Raw genomic sequence first — 17705 nt, forward strand, 5'->3', positions numbered from 1 at the left:
TGGTTGGGTGGACGGCGCGACTATCCTGTTGTGCCGCAAAGCCAAGCCCCCAAAAAACGACCCCGAGGATGACAACCCCATGAAAAAGCTTAGCATTATGCTCGCCTCTGCCGCGGCTCTCTCGCTTGCAGCCTGCGCGGAAACGGACACCACCGCAGACGATACCGCAATGGCGGACGACATGACGGCCGATCAGATGGCCGTTGACGACACCGCGGCCGGCACGATCGTCGAAGTCGCGCAGAACAATCCCGATTTCTCGACGCTGGTCGAAGCCGTGACCGCGGCCGATCTTGGCGAAACGCTCTCGAGTGGCACCTACACCGTCTTCGCGCCGACCAACGCCGCGTTCGATGCGCTGCCCGACGGCACGCTGGAGACGCTGACCACCGAAGATACGGACCAGCTCGGCTCGATCCTGACCTACCACGTGATCGAGGGCGAAACGATGGCCGACGCGCTGACCGCCGCGATCGAAGGTGCGGGTGAGGAAGGCTACACGCTGACCACCGTGAACGGCGCCGAACTCACTGCGATGATGGAAGACGGCAATGTCGTCCTGCGCGATGCGGCCGGCAACACGGCAACCGTGACGCAGACCGACATCGACGCCTCGAACGGGGTGATCCACGTGATCGATACGGTGCTGATGCCCGAATAAGGCACGCCGCCATACCAACGCAAAAGGGCTCCCGGACGGGAGCCCTTTTCATGTGCGCTGTGCTCATGTTGCCCGCAAAGGGGCATGACCTGCTGCGGTTCAGTGACCCGCCCCGCTGGTGTCCTGAACCACCGGGCGGGAGACATAGCGGACCTTGGCTTCGGAGACTTCCGCCGGACGGTCGAGCTGAAGCGGGCGCTGCGCGGTCGTCGTGGTCACGACGCGCGTCCGGGTGCCTGCCCGCCGCTGCTCGGCTTCCCAGCGCTGCTGGTCGGTCTGTGCGGCGGCAAAGTCGAAATCCTCGGCCTGCGTCTCAGGTTCATAGGTCTCGTAGGCGTCGGCGTAGCGCTTCTGGCTGTAGAGCCCGCGTTCGCGCAGCTCGGCCACGTCGTAGGTCTCGCCGTCGGTTTCGAGGGGGTAGTGATTGGCGGTCAGCGCCCGCTTGCCGCTCGTCATGTCGATGTCGTTGCCGGGGGTGGGCAGATGCGATGAATCGAAGATCTCGCGTGGGGTCGTGTCGATTGCGGCGCCTGCGACCGCGCCGCCGATTGCAACGATCACGGCGGTACCCGCGAAATAGGGCAGGACGCGCATGTTCTTGGACTCCCACAATGAATTGCCTTCGTGGACCCAACCGACAATACGCGCCTGGCGTTCCCCGAAGGTCCGGAGCCTCGGCCCACTTCCGCTGCGCCGCGCGACACGATAGTGAACGCAATGCATACGCCAAGCCCCGAGATGTTGCCGGAGAGACCCTGCCATGCGCCTGCTGCTGATCGCCACCTCCCTGCTGCTCGTCGCCTGCCAGACGGAAAACGGCGCGAACGCGCCCGGCAACTCGCCCGAAGGTTTCACCGGCATCGGCCCGGACGAGACGATCCACTTCCTGGGCACGGAACCCTTCTGGGGCGGATCGACCACCGGCACGCAGCTGACCTACGAGACGCCGGAGAATATCGAGGGCACTACCTTAGCGGTCGAGCGCTTCACGGGGCAGGGCGGGCTGGGCTTGTCCGGCCGCCTAGATGGCGCGCCTTTCGACATGACCGTCACGCCCGGCGCCTGTTCCGACGCCATGAGCGACCGTACCTATCCCTACACGGTGACCCTGCGGATCGGCGAAGACATGCGCCGGGGTTGCGCCTGGACGGATGCGCAGCCGTTCGAAGGGCCCGAGCAGCCCTGACGATAAAGCCTAGCGCTTCTTGCGGGCGACACCCGCGCGGTCGAGCTCGGGGCCGAGCCGCCCGCCGAGCCACATGAAGAACATGCGGAAATCGGCTGCCAGGCTCCAGAGCGGATAGGTGAAGGTCGCGGGGCGATTGCGCTCCACCCTGAAATGCGCGACCCAGGCGAAGAAGTACCCGGCGACCGGCAAGGCCACCAGCAGCCACCATGTCCCGCTGGCCACCGCCAGCACCGCCAGCGCGATCACCAGTGCAGTGCCGATATAGTGCAGCGTCCGGGTGGCGGACCGACTATGTTCGCGCAGGTAGAAGGGCCAGAATTCGGCGAAGGTATCGTACGCGCGTTCGGCCATGGGCTTTCTCTCCTCCATTCTCGGAACGCGTCCGGCGCCAGATTTGTTTCATTCTGGCGCGTTTATGCAGGTTGCGTGGAACGGGTGGCGTGCATCGTCGTTCAGCAAGTTCATGCTCATTCCACCTGCCAAAATACGGCTGAATCTACTGGATTTCTATGGCTGACTATCCCGAGGTGCCCAGCCAGGCCAGCACCAGCGATCCGCAGGCGCGCCCGCGCCGCGACATGAAGGAGGTCGGTCAGGAGGATCGGTTCTCCGACAGTTCCGGCGTGCTCTTCGAGCAGGCGATGGCGCAAACCCGCATGGCCGTGTGCCTTAGCGATCCCCATCAGCCCGACCAGCCGATCGTGTTCGCTAACCGCGCTTTTCGCCGACTTACCGGGTACGAGGAAGAGGAAATCCTCGGCCGCAATTGCCGGTTCCTGCAAGGCGCGAAGACGGACCGCGATGCAGTCGCCCGGGTGCGCGAGGCCATCGAAAATGAAGACGTGCTGGTCATCGAACTGCTGAATTATCGCAAGGACGGCACGCCTTTCTGGAACGCGCTCCACCTCGGTCCGATCTACGATTCCAACGGCAAGCTGATCTACTTCTTCGGCAGCCAGTGGGACGTGTCCGATGTACGCGCGGCGCGCGCGGAAGAACGCCATGCGCGTGAAATGGCGCGCGAACTTTCGCACCGGATGAAGAACATGTTCGCCGTGATTTCCGGGATCGTGAACGTGGTGGGCAGGGTGCGCGGCATCGAGGATGCCACTGGCGAGATCAACAGCCGCATTCACGCCCTTGGGCGCGCCTACGAGACGACGCTGGACGAAGCGTCCGTCGGGGTGATCGAACTTGGACCCGCAGTGAAGGCGATCCTGGAGCCCTACGCGGTGGGCGAAAGGCTGAAGTTCCTGGGCAATGGCGTACAAGTGCCGTTTTCGGCCATGTCGCTGATCGGGCTTGTGCTGCACGAACTGGCAGGCAATGCCACGCGCTTTGGTGCTTGGGCCGAAGAGGGCGATGGGCAGGTGAAGCTGGATTGGCAGCGGCATGGCGGGCAGGTGGTGCTGACCTGGATCGAGAGCGGTGGCCCAACGCCGGGTGGCCCGCCGGAGGAAACAGGGCCGGGAGCGGTCATCATGGACAGGATGGTGGCCGCCGCACGCGGTACGATCGAACGGGAATGGAAATCCGGTGGTCTGCACGCCGTCCTCACCGTACCCATCGAGGGAGAGCAAGCGTGAGCGAAGGGTGCCGTATCCTGCTGCTGGACGACGAGCCGCTGATCCTGATGGATCTCGAGTTTGCCGCAGAGGACAAGGATTGCAAGCCGCTGACGGCTACCAACGTGAAGGAAGCCCTGGCCCATATCGAGGCCCATGGCGGTGTTTCCTGCGCGGTGCTGGATGTGACCTTGCGCGATGGAGAAACCTGCGTGCCCGTGGCGCGCGAGCTTGAGCGTCGGTCGATCCCCTACATTCTGCATTCGGGCGATCTCAACCGGCAGGAAGGCACGCTGGCGTCGCTCGATGCGCAGCTGATCGCCAAGCCTGCCTGCTCGCGCAGGGTGGTGGATACGGCGCTGTCTCTCGCGACGGAAACGACCAGACCCAACTGAGACCGGCCGCGTCAGATCACTTGTGGGACGCGCCGCCTGGTCGGCAGGTTCTAGAACAGGCCGGGTATCTGGTACTGCGCGGCTGAGGGTGCATCGGACTTCATTACCTGAACCCTGCGGCCCGAGGCCGCACCCTGCGTTCCGCTCGCTGTGATCGCGGTACATGTCCCGCCGCGAAGGAAGCTCAGAGAGGTTGCGGTGGAATCCTCTGCCACCGATCCCAGCTGATTGAGGTAATCGTCCCGCGCCGCGCAGGTCGCCGGATAAACTTCGGCGAGGCCATTATAATAGTCTCCGCCGCCAGCCGCGTTCACCGTGCGGAAGGCGAGAACGCGCAGCCGATCGTCGCACGCGGGACGATCGCGTGCGATCTGGCCGGAGGGCTTGCCGAACGTATTGCTGCCGACCAGCGCGGTGTCGTTGCCCAGATAGGGGATGAAGGCATTGCCGACCAGTTCGCTGGCCGAGGCCGTGGCGCCGGTCCCGATCAGGGCGATCCTGGTTGCAGGGATGGCCCCGGCTGCCGGTTGGAAATACTTGATCTCGTTGTTGTTCGACAGCGATTGCCGGAAGAGCGTCTGGCTGAAAACATTGCGATTCTGGGCAGGGGTCGCATCCGTTGTCGCCTTATCGGCGCCGAGCAGATCGCCGAGCAACTCGGCCACCGAAACCAGTCCGCCACCATTATAGCGGAAATCGAGGATGACTTCGGTCACACCCTGCTGGCGAAACCCGTCGATCGCGGTGCGCAGCTGCGGCCCCGCGCTCTCCACGATGAAAGTCCGCAGGTTGATATACCCCACCAACGTCCCGTTGTTATCGATCACCTGCGCCCCGTAGCGGTCGGAAATCGGATCGAGAGAATATTCGGCCTTGGTGACCGTCACGCTGCTTTGCGTGCCCCCGGGCTGCCGGACCGTGAAGCTGCGCGTCACGTCGGGCTCGCTGGGGCCGAGCGCGGCGCTGAAGGCAGCGGAGCCGCCCGAGGCGAGCAGACTGGCGGTCGTTTGATCACCGACCGAGAGGATTTCGGTGCCACGATCGAAACCCTGCGGGAAGGCGGGCGCATTCTCGAAGGCTTCCAGAACGAAGACGCGGTTGTTGACCGTGTCGTATCCCAGACGGAAACCGAACCCTGCCGAGGAGCCGGAATTGATCAGATCCTGCTCTTCCTGGATCGAGGTTATGTAGGTGAACCCGCGATCGCGGCCCGCAGCGCGCGCAGGGGCGACGAGCGCATCGATGTAGCTCTGCACCGAGGCGTAATTGTCCGGATTGACGTTGGCCGCCAGCAGATCGGGAAAGAGATAGTAGGTCTGCAGCTGGTCGAGCACCCAGGCCTTGCGGTCGGAAAGCGAACATGCCGTGGGGGTGTTTGCCCTGGGCGGTGTGGCGCCATCGCTCCCACAGGCGGCCAGAGCGCCGGCAAGGAAGAGCGAAAGCAACGCGCGAACGGCGGACATTCTTGACATCCTCTCCAAAACTTTAACCTCTAATCTATTCGGAGGGGCCGCAGATTGTCCATCAGCAATCGCTTGCGGCTCCATGGGTTGAGGAGTGCACCACCACCCTTACATCGCTGCGCACAAACGCCTAGCAAGCCCCTCAAGTTACGGAGAATCGACGCATGACCGACTGGCTTTCCGCCATTCTGCCCTCATCCTGCCCGGCCAATAGCGGGCTTGCCGTGGCCCGGCTCGCTTCGCGCGAAGTGATCGGCAAGGGCGGCTTTTCGCTTTCGAGCCCTGCTTTCGGGCAGGGCGAGGAACTGGACCCCTGCTTTACCGCGGACGAGGAAGACGCTGTCGCTCCGCCCATGGAATGGACCGCGCCGCCCAAGCTGGCGGAGGAAATGGTTCTCGTGGTCGAGGATGCGAGCACGGATGAACCGACCTGCCACTGGCTCGTCTGGGGGCTGACGGCCCAGCACGGCAAGCTGCTGGAAGGCGAGGCGCCGCCGCGTACGGGGAAGAACGACCAGGGCAATTCAGACTGGCTGCTCCCGCGGGTCGATCCAGAGGGCAAGCCACATAATTTCGTGTTCCAGCTCTTTGCTCTCGACCTGCCGATCGCTCTGATGCCCGGCGCGGGCAAGGCGGAGCTGTTCGCTGCGATGGAGGGGCACGTCATCGCCGCCAGCGTGCTGACCGCGACCTATAGCGGGTCGGACGAAGAGGACTTCGTCGATCTGGAAGACGACGCCGAAGGCTAGGCGCGTGGCGTGAAGGGCCAGTCGATTACGCGGCCTGCCCACAACGCGGCCCAGATGATGATCGGTTGCGCGATCATGCGGGGGATGTGGTAGGCAGGGCCGAGCCCGCCACTGCCGCCCAGATCGTCTATCATGTGCTGGATATTGGCGGGCCACACACACAGTGCGTAAAGCGCCAGGCCGATGGCGGCCGCACGCCTCAGGCCAGGCGACGCGCCCTGCGCCAAGCCGATCGCACCGAGGATTTCGGCCACGCCCGTCCAGAAAACGACCGTTTCGGGCAGGGGTACGAAGCGCGGCATGATGCCGAGGAACGGTGCTGGCACCGCAATGTGCAGCACCCCCGCCGCAAGGTAGGCGGCCACCAGAAACCAGCGCGTGATGATGCGTGCCACAGGTCGGGTCCGCGATCAGGCGCGTCTGGGCGCCCAGCCGGGCGCGGCCAGTTCGAACCCGGCGAATTCGAAACCGGGCGCGACGATGCAGCTGACGAAGGCATAGCCATGCGGCCCGGGCAACGGCTGCGCTGCCTGCCACTGGTCTTGGGGCACGACACCCTGCCACAGCCGCACGGGCCCTTCGGTATCCCCCAGAACGAGGGTTTCGACCGCTGCGTCCTCGTCCTCCGCGATCCGCAGGGCGAGTGGATCGCCCGCGTGCCACAGCCAAAGCTCGTCGGCATCCACCCGATGCCAGTGAGAGCTCTGGTGCGCTTCCAGCAGGAAATGGATCATGGTCGCGGTGGCACGGCCATCGGGTGCCGGCCCCCGCCAGGTCTCGCGGTACCAGCCGCCCTCGGGGTGGGGTTCGAGCCCGTGGGCCTCGATCAGGGTGCGTGCTTCGGTCATCTCGGTCTGCTGCTTCCCTTTTGCTCGCGCGGCGGTATGCCTAGCCGCGAACTTGTCCGGGAGTCACCACATGCTGCACCGTTGCACCACCAATCTTCTTGGCGCCTGTGCGCTTGCCGCCCTCGCGTGTGCACCGCTCGCCGCCCAGAGCCCCGAGGAAATCGCCGAGGCAGCGCTGGAAGCCGCGCCGGTGTGGGATGGTCATAACGATGTCCCTATCCAGCTGCGCAGCCGCGCGGGCAACGAGATCGAGGATTTCGATTTCGAGCATACCGGGCACACGCAAACCGACACGCGCAGCGCGATGCATACCGACCTTGCGCGGCTGAGGGCGGGCAAGGTCGGGGCTCAGTGGTGGTCCGTATACGTACCCGCTTCTCTCGACGAGCCCGAAGCGGTGCAGATGACGCTGGAGCAGATCGACGTGACGAAGCGCCTGATCGCCCGCTATCCGGAGGACATGTCGCTCGCGCTGAGTGCGGACGACGTCGAGCAGGCACGCACGCAGGGCAAGATCGCAGGTCTGCTGGGTATGGAAGGCGGCCACTCGATCGGATCGAGCTTCGCGGTTCTTCGCCAGATGTACGATCTGGGTGCCCGCTACATGACACTCACCCACAGCCGCAACACCCCCTGGGCCGACAGCTCGACCGACGATCCCGAGCATGGCGGGCTGACCGGCTTCGGCAAGGATCTGGTGCGCGAGATGAACCGGATCGGCATGGTGGTGGACCTGAGCCACGTGTCCGAAGCGACCATGATGGACGCGCTCGATGTGGCGCGCGCACCCGTGATCTTCAGCCATTCTTCCGCGCGCGCGCTCAACGGCCATGCGCGCAATGTGCCCGACGCCGTGTTGCGTCGCCTGGGCGAGAACGGCGGAATCGTGATGGTGACTGCGGTCCCCGGCTTCATCAGCGAGGATGCGCGTGTGTGGAATGCAAACCGCGATGCGGAGGAAGCCCGACTCAAGGCATTGTGGCAAGGCCAGCCGGAAGCGGTCGCGGCGGCTCTGGCGGCCTGGGACGAGGCGAACCCCTATCCGCCTGCCGACCTTGGCGACATGGCCGACCACATAGACCACGTGCGGGCGGTCGCCGGGATCGATTCGATCGGCATCGGGGGGGATTACGATGGCATCCCCTTCGCGCCCGACGGGCTGGAGGATGTCTCGACCTATCCAGCGCTCTTCACCGAGCTTGCCCGGCGCGGCTACAGCCAGGCCGATCTGGAAAAGATCAGCTTTCGCAACATGATGCGCGTGATGCGCGCGGTGGAGGCGGCCAGCGCGGCGATGGCGGATGTGCCGCCCTACGAATATGCGATCGATGAGGAGCGCTGACGGGCGCTCCAGCGTGCGAGACTAGTCGTCGTCGGCTTCTTCGGGCAGGTCGTCCCGGTCGGTCGACGCCATTTCCTCAAGCTCGTCCTCGGTCATGCTTTCGTACATGCCGACCGACGCACCCTGAAGGTCTGACTTCTTCTGCTCGCCGCGCTTGGCGGCGAGCGCTGCGCCCGCCGCCTGTTGCTGTTTCTTGGATTTTGCCTTCGGCATCGTTCAGGTCTCCTGTGCTTCGATTTCGGAGCCCAGCTTGAGCACCTCGTCACCGTCGTCCTGTTTGATGAGGTAGGCCGGATTATCCTCGCTGCCCTGCTTGGTAATCTCGCTTCCCTGCAGGGTGCGGGTCACTTCACGTTCGAAGCGTTCGGTGATCTGGCCCTTGGCGGTGCCATTGCCCCAGTCCCACTGGACGTACTGGTCGCTCTGGAAGCTGTTGGAATTGCTCATCGAAAAGAGGCTCCTGGCCGCTGTCACGTCTCGACCGGATCAACCCGCAGTCAGTCGGCGGGTTCCTCGCTGAAGCCTTCGTCGCCGAGGTCTTCTTCAAGGACGACGCCGTCCGTGTCGTTACCTTCGCTGTCGCTCGTCGCTTCCATCGTCCCGGCAACGGTCGCTTCTTCCTCTGCATCGCCCTGCGTCAGCGCGGGGATGATCCAGATGAGGGACAGGGCGACCACCGCGAGCACGAGGCCCACGCCAAGGACCCAGCGTACCACGCCTTCCTTGCTGCCCCCGGTTACGTCCTGTTCGCTGATGTGAGTTTCGCCGTTCTTGTTCTGAGTCATTGTTTTTCCTTTCCCGTCCACCGCGCTCATCAAACGGCTTGGCCGCCGCGCAGTTCCGCTATGGGTCTTGTCAGTCGCGCAGCAACTCGTTGATTCCGGTCTTCTCGCGGGTCTGCGCATCAACCGTCTTGACGATCACCGCGCAGGCGAGCGCCGGACCGCCATCCTTCGCCGGGAGCGTACCGGGCACCACGACCGAATAAGGCGGAATATGGCCGCGCAGCACTTCGCCGGTCTCGCGCACCACGATCTTGGTCGACTGGGTGATGAACACGCCCATGGCGATCACGCTGCCTTCGCCCACGATCACGCCTTCGACGATTTCGGAGCGCGCGCCGATGAAGCAGTTGTCTCCGATAATGGTCGGGTTCGCCTGCAAGGGCTCCAGCACGCCGCCGATCCCGGTTCCGGCGGAAATATGGCAATTTGCACCGACCTGCGCGCAGCTGCCCACGCTTGCCCAGGTGTCGAGCATCGTGTTCTCACCGACATAGGCACCAATATTGGTGAAGCTGGGCATCAGCACGCAGTTCTTGCCGATAAAGCTGCCGCGCCGTGCGATTGCGCCCGGCACGACGCGGAAGCCCGCTTCGCGGAAGCGCTCTTCCCCCCAGCCGGCGAACTTGCTCGGCACCTTGTCGAAGGCGGGCGAGCCCACGGCACCGTCCATCAGGCGATTGTCGCTCAACCTGAAAGACAGCAGCACCGCCTTCTTGAGCCACTGGTTGACCTGCCAGCCGCCTTCTCCGTCCGGCTGCGCAACGCGGGCGCTGCCATCATCGAGGCTGGCAATCGCCGCATCGACCGCATCGCGCAGATCGCCATCGCCGGTATCCAGGTCGGCACGATTGTCCCACGCCTGTTCGATCACCAGCCGCTGGTCGTCACTCATCCTCGCATGCTCCTGTCGCTTCTCGCCCCATATTCCGGCGTCCGCCCACGCGTCCGCGAGGGCAGGGGCAGGTTGCTAGCCGCGCGGTGACAGCGGCACAAGCCGCCCTCGCGTGCCATGATATTGTTCCGAACCCTCCGGCCAGTCTTGATGCAGAGCCCTGATCCGCGCCCGGCTGGTTCAGCCATCGTTTACCACATGGCTCTAGCGTGCGTGCCACCGTCGAAAAAACACTGGCACAATAGGGGCTTGTCTTGATCTCATATCACCGCGGAACGGTCTTGAAGACCGGCGTTGCCCTCAGCGCCATTGTGCTGCTGGGCGCCTGTTCCGGCGGCTCCGGAGGCGGCGGCGTCTCCACCCTGCCACCTCAGCCGGCCCCGGCGCCCGCGCCTCCACCACCTCCCCCGCCGCCGCCGCCACCGCCGGTAACCAGCTTCGATACGCGGGAAGTGGAGCGGTCCGACGGGCCGGAGTTTCACAATGCCATAACCCCCTGGCAGCAGGGCATCACGGGCCGGGGCTCCGCGATCGCGATCATCGACACCGGCATCGACAGCGATAGCCCCGAATTTACCGGCCGCATCCTGCCGGCATCGCGCGATGTCGCAGGATCGCGCGGTATCGACGGGGTCGACGATCACGGGACCAATGTCGCGCTGATCGCGGCCGCCGCGCTCGACCACGCGGGCATCGTCGGGCTGGCCTACGAGGCCAGCCTGCTCGTCCTGCGTGCCGACCGGCCGAACAGCTGCACGGCAGACGAAGGCGACGGCGATCTCGCCGGGTGCAGGTTTGCCGACGCCGACATCGCCCGCGGCATCGATGCTGCAATCGCCGCCAACGCGCGGGTCGTGAACCTCAGCCTGGGGGGTGGGACGCCCAGTCAGGGCCTGGTGGACGCGGTCCGCCGCGCCGCGCAGGCAGGTATCGTCATCGTCGTGGCCGCGGGGAATGACGGCGACACTACGGACCCCGCGCTCGACCCCGATAATCCCGATCCTTTTGCTGTCGGCACGCTTGCAGGGGGCAATGGCGCGGTCATCATCGTCGGGTCGGTCGACGAGAATGGGCAGATATCCGATTTCAGCAATCGGGCTGGCAACTTCGCCACAGACTATCTCACCGCCCGGGGGGAGAGACTGTGCTGCGCCTACGAGAACGGCGTCCTCAAGGTCGAACAGCAGGGCAATTCCAGCTTCGTGACGCTGTTTTCCGGCACCAGCTTCGCCACCCCTCAGGTCGCGGGGGCGGTGGCTCTGCTGGCGCAGGCCTTTCCCAACCTGACGGGCCAGCAGATCGTGGAAATCCTGCTCGATACCGCCCGCGATGCAGGGGCAGCCGGCACCGATGCTATCTACGGGCGGGGCATCCTCGATCTGGTCGGAGCCTTCGCTCCGCAAGGGGCTACGAGCATGGCGGGAACGCAGCGCCCGCTTTCGCTGGCAGACGATATCGTGATCGCCTCGGGGCCGATGGGTGACGCGATGCGTGGGGCGTCGCTTCCGGGGATCGTTCTCGACAAGTACGACCGGGCCTATACCTACGATCTGGCGTCGCGCGCGCGCGTGGCGAGTGCCGACCGATTGCTTGAAAGGGCGGCGCAGACCGGGTTGCGGCGCGTTGCGGTGGGCAGTGAGCAGGTGGCGATGGCCTTCACGCTGGACCAGCGGCGCATGGACGAGCGTGAAACGCCTCTGACACCCCTTCGCCTTTCGCATGAGCAGAGCGACGCGGCGCGCGTTCTGGCGGCCAGGGTGGCTATGCGGATTGCGCCCGATACCAAAATCGGCCTCGCCTTTGCCGAGGGACCCGAAGGGCTTTCGGCCCAGCTGCAGGGCCGCGAGCGGCCGGCATTCCTGATCGCACCGGGGGCTGCGGGCGAGCTGGGCTTCGCCCACCGCGACCGCCAGAGCGCGGCGGTTCGCCGCGACCTCGGCCCAGTCGCCATCACCCTGAGCGCGGGAACCGGCGAGGCGCTGACCGGCGCGGCACGGCAGGGGCGCGATATCATCGGGCTGCGGCGCGAAGGCTTCGGCCTGACGCGGGTCGGCGTGACGGCGGACCGGCAGTTCGGCCCGCTCGACCTGACGCTGGGTGTGGACCTGCTGCGCGAGAATCGCACCGTGCTGGGTGCGTATCTGCATGACAGTTTCGGATCGCGCGGCGCGCAGAGCATCTTTGCCGATGGGGCCGCCGCGCTCGATCTGGGCGATGGCTGGAGCCTTGGTGCGCAGGGCCGATACGGCACGACCAGCGCCAATGCCGGTGGAAACGTGGACGCGGGTACACGCTTCAGCAGTCTCGCCTTTTCCTTCGACGCCAGCAAACGGGGCCTGTTCCAGGCGGGGGACCGGCTCGGCTTCCGGTTTGCCTCGCCGCTCAGGGTAACGACTGGCGCTCTGGTACTCGATCTGCCCGACAGCTACGATTACGCGACGCAAAGCGCGGATTTCGCCCTGCGCCGCGTGTCTCTGGCGCCCGACGGGCGCGAGCTGATGGGCGAAATCGCCTGGACGGGCGAGGTGCTCGATGGCGTGCTCGCCACCAGCCTGTTCTACCGCAGCGAGCCCGGCCACATCGCCGCCGCGCCCGACGACGCGGGGCTGATCGTGCGATGGAGCCGGGGTTTCTAGCGGATCAGTCCATCCCCGCGCGTTTGGCGAAGCCGTAGGCGGTCTGCACCAGCGGGCGCACGCGTTCGCTCATCTGCTTGGCATGGGCCGAGGATGCCGTGCCGTCGATCACGCGCTTCTTGATGCCCTGAATAATGCCCGCGAACTTGAACAGGTTGAAGGCGAAGTACCAGTCCATGTCGGGCACGGGGTAGCCGGTCCGCTCGACATAGCGCTGCGTCACCTCTTCCGCCGACGGGATGCCGAGCTTTTCGATATCGACCCCGCCCAGGCCCGCGCGGCCATCGGACGGATTGTGCCAGTTGAGCACGAAGTAGCTGAAATCCGCGATCGGATCGCCCAGCGTCGACAATTCCCAGTCGAGCACGGCGGCAACCGAGTTGGCCTGCGGCTGGAAGATCATGTTGTCGAGCCGGTAGTCGCCATGGACGATGCCGCTTGCGTGCTGTTCGGGCACGGTTTCCGGCAGCCACGCGATCAGCGCTTCCATTTCCGGTATCTCTTCGGTCTCGGACAGCTTGTACTGCTTGGTCCAGCGGGCGATCTGGCGCGCGCAGTAATCCTGCGGCTTGCCGTAATCGCCGAGGCCGATTTTCTGCGGATCGGTGGTGTGCAGATCGGCGAGCGTATCGACCATGGCGTGGTAGATCTCGCGGCGCTCCTCCGGCGAGGAATCGGGCAGCGAGCCGTTCCAAAGGTTGCGCCCCTGGATCAGTTCCATGACGAAGAACTTGGAGCCGATCACGTCGGTATCCTCGCACAGGCCGAAGGTGCGCGGTACGGGGAAGCCGGTCGGACCCAGCGCGCTCATCACCTTGTATTCGCGGTCCACCGCATGGGCGGAGGGCAGCAGCTTGCCGAAGGGCTGGCGGCGCAGCACGTAGTTGCGGTTGCCGGTTTCGACCTTGTAGGTCGGGTTGGACTGGCCGCCCTTGAACTTCGAAAGCGCCATCGGCCCTTCGAAATCGTCGACATTCGCTTCGAACCAGGCGGTCAGCGCCGCTTCGTCCAGCTTGTCGGCCTCGGGCACGTCGATCGTGCCGACCATTTCCTTTTCGTAGTCGATCTTCGCCATCAGTCGAACATCACAATGCTGCGCGCAGAGTGCCCCTCTCTCAATTTGTCGAAGCCCGCGTTGATGTCTTCCAGCCCGATCCGCTCGGCGATGATCGTGTCGAGATCGAGCAGGCCGCGCATGTAGAAATCGACGAGGCGCGGCAGGTCGACCGGGAAGTGGTTCATCCCCATGATCGCGCCCATCAGCTTCTTGCCGCCGAGCAGGTCCATCGCGCCGAGGCCCACCTTGCAGTCGAGCGGCATCATGCCGAGCACCACCGCGGTACCGCCGCGTCGCAGACAAGCGACCGCCAGGTCCGCCGAGGCCTGCCTGCCGACCGCCTCGATCCCGTAGTGCACGCCGCCGCCGGTCAGTTTGACGATCTGCGTCGCCGCGTCCTCGGCCAGCGCGTCTACCGTGTGCGTCGCGCCCAGCGTCTCGGCGAGCGCGCGTTTCTCGGGGAGCGGGTCGGCGGCGATGATCATGCCCGCGCCCGCGATCTTCGCGGCGTTGATCGCGGCAAGGCCCACGCCGCCGCAACCGATCACTGCGACTGTTTCGCCCGGCGTCAGGCTGATCGCATTGAAAATGGTACCCGCGCCGGTGGTCACCGCGCAGCCGAGCACCGCCGCACGATCCATCGGCATGTCCTTGTCGATGGCCACGCAGGCGTGTTCGTGGATCAGCATCTGTTCGGCAAAGGCCGACAGGTTGAGCAGCTGGTGCACCGGCGCCCCATCCTTCGACAGGCGCGGAGCGGCGTCCTTGGCGCGCCGGGTGCCCTGGCCAAGGCACAGCGCCATGCGACCGGTGACGCAGAATTCGCACTGGCCGCAGAAGGCGGAAAGGCAGGTGACCACGTGGTCGCCGGGCTTCACCATGGTCACTTCGCTGCCCACCGCGCGGACCACGCCCGCGGCTTCGTGCCCAGGGATCAGCGGCAGCTGGTGCGGATACTTGCCGTCGATGAAATGCAGGTCAGAATGGCACAGGCCGCACGCCTTCGTGTCGATCAGGACTTCATGCGGTGCCGGGTCGGCGACTTCGATCTCGCCGATCACCATCGGTTCGCCGGGTTTTTCGAGAATGGCTGCTTTGGTCATTTTTCCTCCTGAGCCCCCCTCTTCCTCGCAAGGAGGGGCAGCGAGACTTGGCGGCGTGCTGCCTGGTCGAAGCGGGGTGGTGCGCGGGTTGGCGCTGGCATCCAGACCCCCTCCTCAGCTGAGGAGGGGGTGAGTTGCGTTAGCGCGTGGCGCCCATGTCGCCCGAGCTGTAGGTCTCCATCTCGTCCTCGCTCGGCGCGTGGCGAGCGAATTCCATGCGCGCGATCGAGCGGGCGTGGACCTCGTCCGGGCCATCCGCCAGCCGCAGCGTGCGCTGGTGGGCGTAGGCCTGCGCCAGGCCGAAGTCGTTCGACACGCCCGCGCCGCCGTGGGCCTGGATCGCATCATCGATAATCTTGAGGGCCATGGTGGGCGCGGCGACCTTGATCATCGCGATTTCCTGCTTGGCGGCCTTGTTGCCGACCTTGTCCATCATGTCGGCGGCCTTGAGGCAGAGAAGACGCGTCATCTCGATATCGATGCGGGCCTGCGCCACGCGCTGTTCCCAGATCGAGTGCTTGTAGATCGGCTTGCCGAAGGCTTCGCGCGCCTGCAGGCGCTTGCACATCTTTTCCAGCGCCTCTTCCGCTACGCCGATCGTGCGCATGCAGTGGTGGATGCGGCCCGGGCCGAGGCGGCCCTGCGCGATCTCGAACCCGCGGCCTTCGCCCAGCAGCATGGCCGAGGCGGGCACGCGGACATTCTTCAGCGTGATTTCCATGTGCCCGTGCGGCGCATCGTCGTAGCCGAATACCGGCAGGTGACGGTCGACCGTCACGCCTTCCGCGTCCAGCGGCATCAGGATCATGGACTGCTGCTGGTGACGCTGGGCGGACGTATCGCTCTTGCCCATCACGATGGCGACCTTGCAACGCGGATCGCCGGCGCCGCTGGACCACCACTTGCGCCCGTTGATGACGTATTCGTCGCCCTCGCGGATGATCGAGGTTTCGATGTTGGTCGCATCCGAGCTGGCGACCTGCGGTTCGGTCATCAGGAAGGCGCTGCGAACCTTGCCGTTCATCAGAGGGTCGAGCCACTGTTCCTTCTGCTCGCGCGTGCCGTAGCGGTGGAGCACTTCCATATTCCCGGTGTCGGGCGCGGAGCAGTTCATCGTTTCGCTGGCAAAGCCGATCCGGCCCAGCTCCTCGGCAACCATCGCGTATTCAAGGTTCGTGAGGCCGGGGCCCTCGAACTCGAACGTCTCGTCAACGTGATGGTGGCTGTCGTTGCGCGGGGGCATGAACATGTTCCACAGGCCCTTGGCCTTGGCCTTTTCTTTCAGCTCTTCGACCACAGGGATCACCTTCCAGCGATCGCCCTCGGCATCCTGCGCCTTGTAGGTCGGGACGGCGGGGCGCACTTCCTTCTCGATGAAATCGCGCACGCGGTCGCGCCAGTGGGTCTGCCGTTCGGTCGGTTGGAAATCCATGGATGGCCTCTCTTGTTTCGGACTGTCTTCGAATATCAGGTATGCGATTAAAACGTCTGGTGGCAGAGCCGCGCGCCTGCGCCAACCCTGTTGCGTCAATTATGGCGGCAGCACCTCGCCTTCCGCGTCGGCCCGTGCCGCATCGTCGAGGAGCGCGAGCCGCGCCTCGTGGCTTTCGCGCGTGATCGGGAAGCGGGCGAGCCAGTAGGCGGCGATCACCGCGAGGATCAGGGATACCCCTCCGTAAAGCAGGATCATCGGGGTCAGCACGTCCATCCCGACCTCGCCGGCCTTGGCCTTTGCGGGCATCTGGGCGAGCGCGATGATCTGGCCGGAAATGAAGATCCCCGCGCCGGTCGCGCATTTCTGGACCAGCCAGTTGCCTGCATAGAACTTGCCCTCCGCCCGCTCCCCGGTGCGTTCCTCGAACAGCTCGATGATCTCGGCCACCATCGAGGACGCGGAGATCATCGAGACGATGCCCGATGCGTTGGCGAAGACCAGGAACAGGTAGAACAGCATGGTCGAATTGAGCGTGCCGACCTGCGGCCATGCGCCGAGCAGGAACAGCATATAGGGGATGAAGGCGAGCACGAAGGCCGCCAGCGCGCCGCCCGCGGCGGTATAGGCCTTGCCGAAGCGGCGGTGCAGCGGGCTGACCACGATGAACATCAGTACCGCGCTGAGGAACAGCACCAGTGGATAGGCGGTCAGCCCGGTCAACCGGATCGGCAGGCCGGGAATCTCCACCTGGTCGAGCTGCCAGACGAACACGTTGAGATAGTTGGAGATCGAAAACGTGGTCCCCTGGCTGATATAGGCCGCCATCGCCCCGGCGGCGAAGATCAGGAACGCCTTCTCGCTGAACGCCTCCTTGATCTCCGCAAAGGCATCGCGCCAGCGGAACGGGGGCGGGCGCTTGGCCGGCGGATGCGCGACCAGCTTGTGCAGGCCCAGCGCCGATCCGATGACGGAGAGTGCCATGATCGCCGCGCCTGCGATACCGAAGCCGACATAGCCTTCCGGCTCCAGTATCCCGTCCGGCCCGCGCATGAACACAGTGTAGGCCAGCACCATCATCAGGATACCGCCGCCCCAGCCCATCAGGTAACGATACCGGAACAGCGTGGTTCGCTCGTCATAGTCGGCAGTGATTTCGGGCAGCAGGCTGACCTGCGGCACCTCGCAAGCCGACAGCAGCACGCGCACGCCCACTGCGATGCCCAGCAGGCCCAGGAAGCTAGGGGCTTCGCCGCCCGGCGGCGACCACAGCAAGATCCACATGATCGCCAGCGGCCATGGCGCGATGTACAGCCACGGCAGGCGGCGGCCCCATTTGGTATAGGTCCGGTCGGAGAAATAGCCGATCAGCGGGTCGAGCACCGCGTCAACCACCAGCGCCAGTGCCAGCGCCAGCCCGACCAGCCCGGCATCCATGCCGAGCACCTGGTTGTAGAAGATCAGCAGGAAGAAGGAAAAGCCGCTGTCCTTCACGCCGAAGGCCATCGCGCCAAGCCCCTGGGTCAGCCGCAGGCGGATCGGCAGCGGGCCTTGGGTGAAAGCCATGGTGTGAAAATCTCTCCCGGCG

At 65.2% G+C, this 17705-nt stretch carries 20 protein-coding genes; 7 read left to right on the top strand and 13 right to left on the bottom strand.

All coding sequences use genetic code 11. From position 1 onward, the window contains the following. Positions 1-79 precede the first annotated feature (79 nt). Positions 80-661 carry a fasciclin domain-containing protein gene (locus ADAD_RS0101895; RefSeq protein ID WP_029139833.1) on the top strand — a complete coding sequence of 194 codons (582 nt, stop codon included), beginning with the start codon at positions 80-82 and terminating at the stop codon, positions 659-661. 99 nt (positions 662-760) lie between these two features. On the opposite strand, the gene ADAD_RS0101900 is transcribed toward ADAD_RS0101895, so the two are convergent. Continuing rightward, complete coding sequence (locus ADAD_RS0101900) at positions 761-1255, bottom strand: hypothetical protein (protein ID WP_010408638.1); 495 nt, start codon at positions 1253-1255, stop codon at positions 761-763. Between the two features lie 166 nt (positions 1256-1421). Between ADAD_RS0101900 and ADAD_RS0101905 the strand changes: the two genes are divergently transcribed. Beyond that, entirely contained in the window at positions 1422-1847 is a 426-nt protein-coding gene (locus ADAD_RS0101905) for a COG3650 family protein (protein ID WP_010408639.1), read from the top strand. Between the two features lie 9 nt (positions 1848-1856). Here the strand turns inward: ADAD_RS0101905 and ADAD_RS0101910 are convergent, their stop codons facing one another. Next, positions 1857-2201, bottom strand: a complete 345-nt coding sequence (locus ADAD_RS0101910; protein ID WP_010408640.1) for a DUF962 domain-containing protein — start codon at positions 2199-2201, stop codon at positions 1857-1859. Positions 2202-2359: 158 nt separating this feature from the next. Here ADAD_RS0101910 and ADAD_RS0101915 point away from each other — a divergent pair, with 158 nt between their 5' ends. Then, entirely contained in the window at positions 2360-3436 is a 1077-nt protein-coding gene (locus tag ADAD_RS0101915; RefSeq protein ID WP_010408641.1) for a PAS domain-containing protein, read from the top strand. After that, complete coding sequence (locus tag ADAD_RS0101920; protein WP_010408642.1) at positions 3433-3810, top strand: response regulator; 378 nt, start codon at positions 3433-3435, stop codon at positions 3808-3810. Before ADAD_RS0101915 ends, ADAD_RS0101920 begins: the two co-directional genes overlap by 4 nt. 50 nt (positions 3811-3860) lie before the next feature. Here the strand turns inward: ADAD_RS0101920 and ADAD_RS0101925 are convergent, their stop codons facing one another. Beyond that, positions 3861-5273: a S41 family peptidase gene (locus tag ADAD_RS0101925; protein WP_010408643.1), complete on the bottom strand. Its 1413-nt coding sequence runs from the start codon at positions 5271-5273 to the stop codon at positions 3861-3863. A gap of 164 nt (positions 5274-5437) precedes the next feature. On the opposite strand from ADAD_RS0101925, the gene ADAD_RS0101930 reads away from it, so the two are divergent. Beyond that, the gene (locus ADAD_RS0101930) at positions 5438-6022 is read left to right on the top strand and encodes a YbhB/YbcL family Raf kinase inhibitor-like protein (RefSeq protein WP_010408644.1); all 585 of its coding nucleotides are present in this window, start codon (positions 5438-5440) and stop codon (positions 6020-6022) included. On the opposite strand, the gene ADAD_RS0101935 is transcribed toward ADAD_RS0101930, so the two are convergent. Both ADAD_RS0101935 and ADAD_RS0101940 read right to left on the bottom strand, forming a co-directional pair. Next, the gene (locus ADAD_RS0101935) at positions 6019-6417 is read right to left on the bottom strand and encodes a DoxX family protein (protein ID WP_010408645.1); all 399 of its coding nucleotides are present in this window, start codon (positions 6415-6417) and stop codon (positions 6019-6021) included. The two genes, ADAD_RS0101930 and ADAD_RS0101935, sit on opposite strands and share 4 nt — an antisense overlap. 15 nt (positions 6418-6432) lie before the next feature. Beyond that, positions 6433-6870 (bottom strand): cupin domain-containing protein, encoded by a 438-nt coding sequence (locus ADAD_RS0101940; RefSeq protein ID WP_010408646.1) that lies wholly within the window; start codon positions 6868-6870, stop codon positions 6433-6435. Between the two features lie 70 nt (positions 6871-6940). Between ADAD_RS0101940 and ADAD_RS0101945 the strand changes: the two genes are divergently transcribed. Further along, positions 6941-8212, top strand: coding sequence for a dipeptidase (locus ADAD_RS0101945; RefSeq protein WP_010408647.1), 1272 nt, complete (start codon positions 6941-6943; stop codon positions 8210-8212). Between the two features lie 21 nt (positions 8213-8233). On the opposite strand, the gene ADAD_RS0101950 is transcribed toward ADAD_RS0101945, so the two are convergent. The 4 genes from ADAD_RS0101950 to dapD form a co-directional block, all read right to left on the bottom strand. Continuing rightward, complete coding sequence (locus ADAD_RS0101950) at positions 8234-8425, bottom strand: DUF3008 family protein (protein WP_010408648.1); 192 nt, start codon at positions 8423-8425, stop codon at positions 8234-8236. Positions 8426-8428: 3 nt separating this feature from the next. Further along, the gene (locus tag ADAD_RS0101955; RefSeq protein ID WP_010408649.1) at positions 8429-8659 is read right to left on the bottom strand and encodes a DUF2945 domain-containing protein; all 231 of its coding nucleotides are present in this window, start codon (positions 8657-8659) and stop codon (positions 8429-8431) included. A 50-nt stretch (positions 8660-8709) separates the two neighbouring features. Beyond that, complete coding sequence (locus ADAD_RS0101960; RefSeq protein WP_010408650.1) at positions 8710-8997, bottom strand: hypothetical protein; 288 nt, start codon at positions 8995-8997, stop codon at positions 8710-8712. Positions 8998-9067: 70 nt separating this feature from the next. Then, positions 9068-9889: a 2,3,4,5-tetrahydropyridine-2,6-dicarboxylate N-succinyltransferase gene (dapD, locus tag ADAD_RS0101965; RefSeq protein WP_010408651.1), complete on the bottom strand. Its 822-nt coding sequence runs from the start codon at positions 9887-9889 to the stop codon at positions 9068-9070. A gap of 281 nt (positions 9890-10170) precedes the next feature. On the opposite strand from dapD, the gene ADAD_RS0101970 reads away from it, so the two are divergent. Continuing rightward, positions 10171-12525 (top strand): S8 family peptidase, encoded by a 2355-nt coding sequence (locus ADAD_RS0101970; RefSeq protein WP_272941318.1) that lies wholly within the window; start codon positions 10171-10173, stop codon positions 12523-12525. 4 nt (positions 12526-12529) lie between these two features. Here the strand turns inward: ADAD_RS0101970 and ADAD_RS0101975 are convergent, their stop codons facing one another. From ADAD_RS0101975 to ADAD_RS0101990, 4 genes are all read right to left on the bottom strand, one after another. After that, positions 12530-13600 carry a phosphotransferase family protein gene (locus tag ADAD_RS0101975; protein WP_010408653.1) on the bottom strand — a complete coding sequence of 357 codons (1071 nt, stop codon included), beginning with the start codon at positions 13598-13600 and terminating at the stop codon, positions 12530-12532. Then, positions 13600-14685 (bottom strand): Zn-dependent alcohol dehydrogenase, encoded by a 1086-nt coding sequence (locus ADAD_RS0101980; RefSeq protein ID WP_010408654.1) that lies wholly within the window; start codon positions 14683-14685, stop codon positions 13600-13602. The genes ADAD_RS0101975 and ADAD_RS0101980 overlap by 1 nt, the downstream gene beginning before the upstream one ends. A gap of 139 nt (positions 14686-14824) precedes the next feature. Continuing rightward, entirely contained in the window at positions 14825-16117 is a 1293-nt protein-coding gene (locus ADAD_RS0101985; protein ID WP_010408655.1) for an acyl-CoA dehydrogenase family protein, read from the bottom strand. A gap of 99 nt (positions 16118-16216) precedes the next feature. After that, positions 16217-17683 carry an MFS transporter gene (locus tag ADAD_RS0101990; protein ID WP_010408656.1) on the bottom strand — a complete coding sequence of 489 codons (1467 nt, stop codon included), beginning with the start codon at positions 17681-17683 and terminating at the stop codon, positions 16217-16219. Positions 17684-17705 lie beyond the last annotated feature (22 nt).

It is taken from the genome of Citromicrobium sp. JLT1363 (assembly GCF_000186705.1).
In the GTDB taxonomy this organism is placed as follows: domain Bacteria; phylum Pseudomonadota; class Alphaproteobacteria; order Sphingomonadales; family Sphingomonadaceae; genus Alteriqipengyuania.